The organism is Rathayibacter sp. AY1D5 (assembly GCF_002932515.1).
Taxonomy (GTDB): Bacteria; Actinomycetota; Actinomycetes; order Actinomycetales; family Microbacteriaceae; genus Rathayibacter.
Genome location: NZ_PSVU01000087.1, coordinates 1 through 5,297, shown reverse-complemented (window position 1 = coordinate 5,297; position 5,297 = coordinate 1). Strand labels below are relative to the sequence as shown.

Here is a 5,297-nt window from a genome sequence, read left to right as displayed (position 1 = left end):
GATCCGCAGCACCCGGTCGGCCGATGTCCGGGCGGACGGGTCGTGCGCTGGGACCCGCGCGGACCTCCGCGGTCGGAGGGACGTCGTGTCCTGTTCGCCTGCCGCCCCTTGCCCGCGCGCCGCTCCGCGCGCACGCTGGAGTCATGACCGCCTGGAGCCCTCTCGAGATCGTCGGCGCCGTGGTGATCGCCCTCGCGCTGATCGGGCTCGCCGTCGCGGCCGTGGCGGTCGGAGCGGGCGACGAGATCGCGTTCATCGGCGTGCTGGTCGCCTTCGCGGTCGCGGTCACCGGGCTCGGCCTCCACATCGCCGGCCGCGAGGCGCGATACCGCCGCGACAACCGGTGACTCCGAAGCGCTTCCGCCGCGACGACCGCTGAGGAGGTGCGCTCCCGCCGCGGCGACACTCGGCCGGTCAGCGCCCGAGCTCCACCAGCAGCACGCCGGCGATGATCAGGCCGATCCCGCCGAGCATCGTCCAGGTCAGCGGGTCCTGGAACAGCCAGCGGCCGAGCACCGCGGTCAGCGCGACTCCGACCGCCGCCCAGATCCCGTAGGCCACCCCGATCGGCATGCCCTGCGCGAGCGCTCCGGCCAGCAGCGTGAACGCGACGACGTAGCCGACTCCGACCACGACGTACCAGCGCTTCCGGCCGTCCGTCGCGGGCTTGAGGCTCATCGTCGCGGCGACCTCGGTGAGGATCGCGCCCGAGAGCAGCAGCCAGGCCATCAGCGCACCGCCCGGCGCGCGGCCTGCGCTCGCTGCGACCCGATCTCGACCATCAGCACGCCCGCGATGATCAGCACCAGCCCGATCGTCATCACGCCCGTCAGCGGCTGCCCGAAGAGCACGGCCGCGAGGACCGCCGTCAGCGCGACGCCGCACGCGCCCCACACGCCGTACGCGACTCCGATCGGCATGCCCGCCTTGAGCACCCGGCTGAGGAGGACGAACGCCGCCAGGTAGCCCGCCACGACGAGCGCGTACCAGCCCGGCGACTCGATCGCGGCCTGGAGGGCGAGCGACGCCGTCACCTCGGTGAGGATCGCGCCGGTGAGGAGCACCCAGCTCATCGCGTGCCGTCGGATCGGGTCATCCGGCCAGCGTAGGGCGGGCGCGGAGGCGGGGGCCGCGGAACGAGGGCTCAGCGCGCGGGGAGGGGTGGGAACGATCGTTCTCCGGGCAGTGATGCGCTCACCGCGCGAAGTGCTCGCGCACCTCCGCCTGCCAGCGCTCGCGGTCCTCCTCCGTGATGAACGCCGCGTCGAAGGAGTTGAGCGCCAGCTGCTCGAGCTGCGCGTCGTCCATCCGCAGCTCCTCGACCAGGGCGCGGTAGTTCTCATCCACGTAGCCGCCGAAGTAGGGCGGGTCGTCGCTCGAGACCGTCACGACGAGTCCCTCGCGGAGCATCGCGGGCAGCGGGTGGTCGGCCATCGTGTCCACAGCGCGCAGGGCCACGTTCGACAGCGGGCACACCGTCACCGGGATGCGGCGCTCGCGGAGCATCGCGACGACCTCCGGGTCCTCCATCGCGCGGATCCCGTGGTCGATCCGCTCGACCTTCAGCAGCTCGACGGTGGCCGCGACCGTCTCGGGCCCGCCCTCCTCGCCGGCGTGCGCGACCAGGCGCAGTCCCTCCGCCGCGGCGCGCGCGTAGACGTCGACGAACAGCTCCGGGCCGAAGCCCACCTCGTTCGAGTCGAGCCCGACGCCGATGATGTGCTCGCGCCAGGGGAGGATCGCCGTCAGCATCTCGTCGGCCGCGTCGGCGCCCAGGTCGCGGAGGAAGCACATGATCAGGTCCGTCGAGATCCCGTGGGTCTCCTCGCTCCGACCGAGCGCACGGGTGATCCCGCTCATCACGGTGTCGAGCGCGACGCCGTTGCCGAGGTGCGTCTGCGGGTCGAAGAAGATCTCGGCGCGGCGGACGTTCGCCTTCTGCGCCCGGTCGAGGTAGCCGGTCGCGAGCTCGAAGAAGTCCCGCTCCGTCTTCAGCACGGTGAGGTTCGAGTAGTGCAGCTCCAGGAACGACGCGAGGTCGGTGAAGGAGTACCGCGCGCGGAGGGCGTCGAGATCCTCGGTCGGCAGGGCGACCCCGTTGCGGCGCGCCATCTCGACGATGTGCTCGGGCTCGATCGTGCCCTCGAGGTGGATGTGCAGCTCGGCGCTGGGCGGGGCGGGGAAGGCGGGGCGGGGCATGCGGATCCTCCAGGGAGCGGCCGGGGCGGCGGGGTCGCTCCCGACCGTAGGCCTCCGCTGTTTCGCGCGCGTTTCCGGCGGGAGGCGCGATCCGGATCCGGAGCGGCCCCGCCCCCGGGTGCTAGAGCTCGCCCTGCTGCGAGGTGCCGGCCGGGATCGGGACGAGCCGCGTCACGACGGGCGGGTGGGCGACGAGTCCGCGGATCGCCGCGTTGAGGCGGACGACCGGCTCGCCGGCGCCGTGCGCGTCGAGCAGGTCGCCGCTCGTCCACTTCTCCAGCATGACGATGGTGCCGTCGGGCGAGTCGTGGATCGCGTAGAGCTCGCAGCCCTCCTCCTCGTGCACCTCCGCGATGGCGGTGGAGAGGGCGGCGACGAGCGCGTCGCGCTGCCCCTCGGCGGGAGTGAAGATCGCGGTGACGACGACGGGATCGGACATGGCGTGCCTTTCGGAGGGGGGAGGGGGATCAGCGCTGCGGGGGTGCGGCGCAGCTGGAGCGGATGACGAGGTCGGCCTGCACCTCGATGTGCTGCGGCGCCTCGGGGAGGCGGCCCTGCATGCGGGCGAGGACGAGCTCGACGCTGTGACGGGCGAGCATGTCGATCGGCTGACGGACGACGCTGAGCGGCGGGGTGACCAGCTCGCTCCACGGGTTGTCGTCGAACACGACGACCGAGAGGGCCTCCGGGATCCGGATCCCGAGCTGGAAGAGCCGGTGCACGGCGCTGCGCACCTGCGCGGTGTTGGCGACGACGAGCGCGGTCGGCGGCTCCGGCAGCGCGAGGAGGGCGGCGACCGCCTCGCCGCCGACGTCGCCGCGGAAGGGCACGTCGCGCACCAGCGTGGAGTCCAGCGGCACGCCGGCCGCGGTGAGGGAGGCGCGGTACCCGGCGACGCGGGCCTGGCCGGTGGAGGTGTGCGCGGGTCCGGAGAGGATCGCGATCCGGGTGTGGCCGAGCGCGATCAGGTGGTCGGTGGCCCGGGCGGCGGAGGCGGAGTTGCCGATGCTGACGACGTCGACGTCGTCGAGCCCGGGCGTGGTGCGGTCGACGAAGACCACGTCGACCCCGGCGCGGCGCAGGCGCGACCACTTCTCGAGGTTGTCGCCGGAGGGGGTGGCGATCACGCCCCCGACGGAGCGGTCGAGCAGGCTCGTGAGCGACTCGCCCTCGACGTGGGAGTCCTCCTGCGTGGTGACCAGGAGCACCTGGGCCCCGCGGGCGCGCGCCTCCCAGACCACCTTGTCGGCGAGGCGGGCGAAGAACGGGTTGGTGAGGTCGGGCAGGACCAGGCCGATCGCGAGGGCCTGCCCCTGGCTGAGCTCGCGGGCGGCGGCGCGGGGGCGGAAGCCGAGCTCGTCGATCGCCTCGACCACGCGGCGCCGCGTGTCGACCGCAACCGGGCCGGTGCCGTCGTTGAGCACACGGGAGACGACCGAGACCGAGACGCCCGCGGTGCGGGCGACGTCGCGGATCGTCGGAGCTTTCTGCACGGGTCCTCCCGGGGGCCGGCGGGGTCCTCGTCGAACGCCGCGATGCGAACTGCTGTTGACACAGCCTAACGGGCGCTGGTACAAAACTGGTACCGGTTCCACCCCGACCGGTCAGCAGAATTCCTCCGAAGAAGACTGCGCACGACGACGACGTCCACCGCCCTCACCGGCGGCTCTCCGCGTCCGTGCGCCACCGGACCAGAGAGGTCAACGTGAACCTGTACAAACTCCTCGGCGATCGCGAACGCGAGGGCCGCCCCATCCGCGTCGGGCTGATCGGCGCCGGCCGCTACGGCACCATGTACCTCTCACAGGCGCGCAACATCCCCGGCGTCCACGTGGTCGCCATCGCCGACGTGAACGTGGCCCGGGCCCGCGGCGCCTTCGAGCTGGTCGACTGGCCCGCCGAGGCGATGGCCGCCGACATCCCCGAGGCGCTCGCCAACCGCACCACCACCATCGTCGACAACGCGGCCGTCCTCTTCGAGCACGACATCGACGTCATCGTCGAGGCGACCGGCAACCCCATCGTCGGCGTGCACCACGCCCTCCGCGCGATCGAGACCGGCAAGCACATCATCATGGTCACCGTCGAGGCCGACGCCCTCGCCGGACCGGCGCTCGCCAAGCGGGCGGAGAAGGCGGGCATCGTCTATTCGATGGCCTACGGCGACCAGCCAGCCCTCATCATGGAGCTCGTCGACTGGGCCCGCACCAGCGGCTTCGACGTCGTCTGCGCCGGCAAGGGCGCCAAGTACCTCGAGCACTACCACCAGATGAATCCCGACAACGTCTGGGAGAACTGGGAGTTCAGCAAGGAGCTCACCGACTCCGGCCAGCTCAACCCCTACATGCACACCTCGTTCCGCGACGGCACCAAGGCCGCCATCGAGATGGCCGCCGTCGCCAACGCGGCCGGGCTCGTCCCCTCCGACGCCGGCCTCACCTTCACCCCGGGCGACGTCGAGGAGATCGCCACGATCAGCCGCCCCCGCTCGATCGGCGGAGCGCTCGACCACGAGGGCACCGTCGACGTGATGTCGAGCGTCACCCGCGACGGCGCCCTCATCCCGCACAACACCCAGGAGGGCGTCTACGTCGTCGTCAAGGCGACCAACCCCTACGTGTCGACCTGTTTCGACGAGTACCCGTGGCACCCGGACCCGACCAAGCAGTACGCGGCGCTCTACCGCCCGTACCACTACGTCGGCCTCGAGCTGAACATGTCGATCGCCAACGCCGCCCTGCGCGGCATCTCGACCGGCCACCCCGAGGGCTTCTACGGCGACGTGGTCGCGACGGCCAAGAAGGACCTCAAGGCCGGCGAGTTCCTCGACGGCGAGGGCGGCTTCACCGTCTACGGCAAGCTCGTCTCCGCGAAGCACTCGGTCGCCACCGGCGCCCTCCCCGTCGCGCTCGCCCACCACGTCGAGCTGCGCAACGACATCGCGCAGGGCGCGACGGTCGGCTGGGACGACGTCATCATCGACGAGTCCCTCGCCGAGGCGCTCGAGCTGCGCCGCGAGACCGAGGCGCTGCTCGCCTCCTGATCCGACCCCGGGCCGGGCGGCCCCCCTCCGCCCGGCCCGGGGTCGGATCAGGAGG

At 72.3% G+C, this 5,297-nt stretch carries 7 protein-coding genes; 2 read left to right on the top strand and 5 right to left on the bottom strand.

From position 1 onward, the window contains the following. The first annotated feature begins 143 nt into the window (after positions 1-143). Positions 144-347, top strand: a complete 204-nt coding sequence (locus C5C82_RS16640) for a hypothetical protein (protein ID WP_104256386.1) — start codon at positions 144-146, stop codon at positions 345-347. A 67-nt stretch (positions 348-414) separates the two neighbouring features. Here C5C82_RS16640 and C5C82_RS16635 read toward each other — a convergent pair whose 3' ends face one another. The 5 genes from C5C82_RS16635 to C5C82_RS16615 all read right to left on the bottom strand — a co-directional run bounded on the left by C5C82_RS16635 (position 415) and on the right by C5C82_RS16615 (position 3,692). Beyond that, positions 415-729: a multidrug efflux SMR transporter gene (locus C5C82_RS16635; RefSeq protein WP_104227487.1), complete on the bottom strand. Its 315-nt coding sequence runs from the start codon at positions 727-729 to the stop codon at positions 415-417. After that, positions 729-1,073 (bottom strand): multidrug efflux SMR transporter, encoded by a 345-nt coding sequence (locus C5C82_RS16630; protein ID WP_104269826.1) that lies wholly within the window; start codon positions 1,071-1,073, stop codon positions 729-731. Before C5C82_RS16630 ends, C5C82_RS16635 begins: the two co-directional genes overlap by 1 nt. A gap of 121 nt (positions 1,074-1,194) precedes the next feature. Next, on the bottom strand, positions 1,195-2,199 hold the full coding sequence (locus C5C82_RS16625; RefSeq protein ID WP_104347816.1) for an adenosine deaminase: 1,005 nt from the start codon (positions 2,197-2,199) through the stop codon (positions 1,195-1,197). Between the two features lie 121 nt (positions 2,200-2,320). Next, on the bottom strand, positions 2,321-2,638 hold the full coding sequence (locus tag C5C82_RS16620) for a putative quinol monooxygenase (protein ID WP_104224889.1): 318 nt from the start codon (positions 2,636-2,638) through the stop codon (positions 2,321-2,323). 28 nt (positions 2,639-2,666) lie between these two features. Next, complete coding sequence (locus C5C82_RS16615) at positions 2,667-3,692, bottom strand: LacI family DNA-binding transcriptional regulator (RefSeq protein ID WP_104355407.1); 1,026 nt, start codon at positions 3,690-3,692, stop codon at positions 2,667-2,669. A gap of 212 nt (positions 3,693-3,904) precedes the next feature. Here C5C82_RS16615 and C5C82_RS16610 point away from each other — a divergent pair, with 212 nt between their 5' ends. Next, on the top strand, positions 3,905-5,242 hold the full coding sequence (locus C5C82_RS16610) for an NAD(P)H-dependent oxidoreductase (RefSeq protein ID WP_104251308.1): 1,338 nt from the start codon (positions 3,905-3,907) through the stop codon (positions 5,240-5,242). Positions 5,243-5,297: the final 55 nt, after the last annotated feature.

Excerpts from the sequence above, each read along its gene's own strand:
- C5C82_RS16630 (WP_104269826.1), bottom strand. The coding sequence starts at position 1,073 with ATGAGCTGGGTGCTCCTCACCGGCGCGATCCTCACCGAGGTGACGGCG.
- C5C82_RS16635 (WP_104227487.1), bottom strand. The coding sequence starts at position 729 with ATGGCCTGGCTGCTGCTCTCGGGCGCGATCCTCACCGAGGTCGCCGCG.
- C5C82_RS16620 (WP_104224889.1), bottom strand. The coding sequence starts at position 2,638 with ATGTCCGATCCCGTCGTCGTCACCGCGATCTTCACTCCCGCCGAGGGG.
- C5C82_RS16640 (WP_104256386.1), top strand. The coding sequence starts at position 144 with ATGACCGCCTGGAGCCCTCTCGAGATCGTCGGCGCCGTGGTGATCGCC.
- C5C82_RS16625 (WP_104347816.1), bottom strand. The coding sequence starts at position 2,199 with ATGCCCCGCCCCGCCTTCCCCGCCCCGCCCAGCGCCGAGCTGCACATC.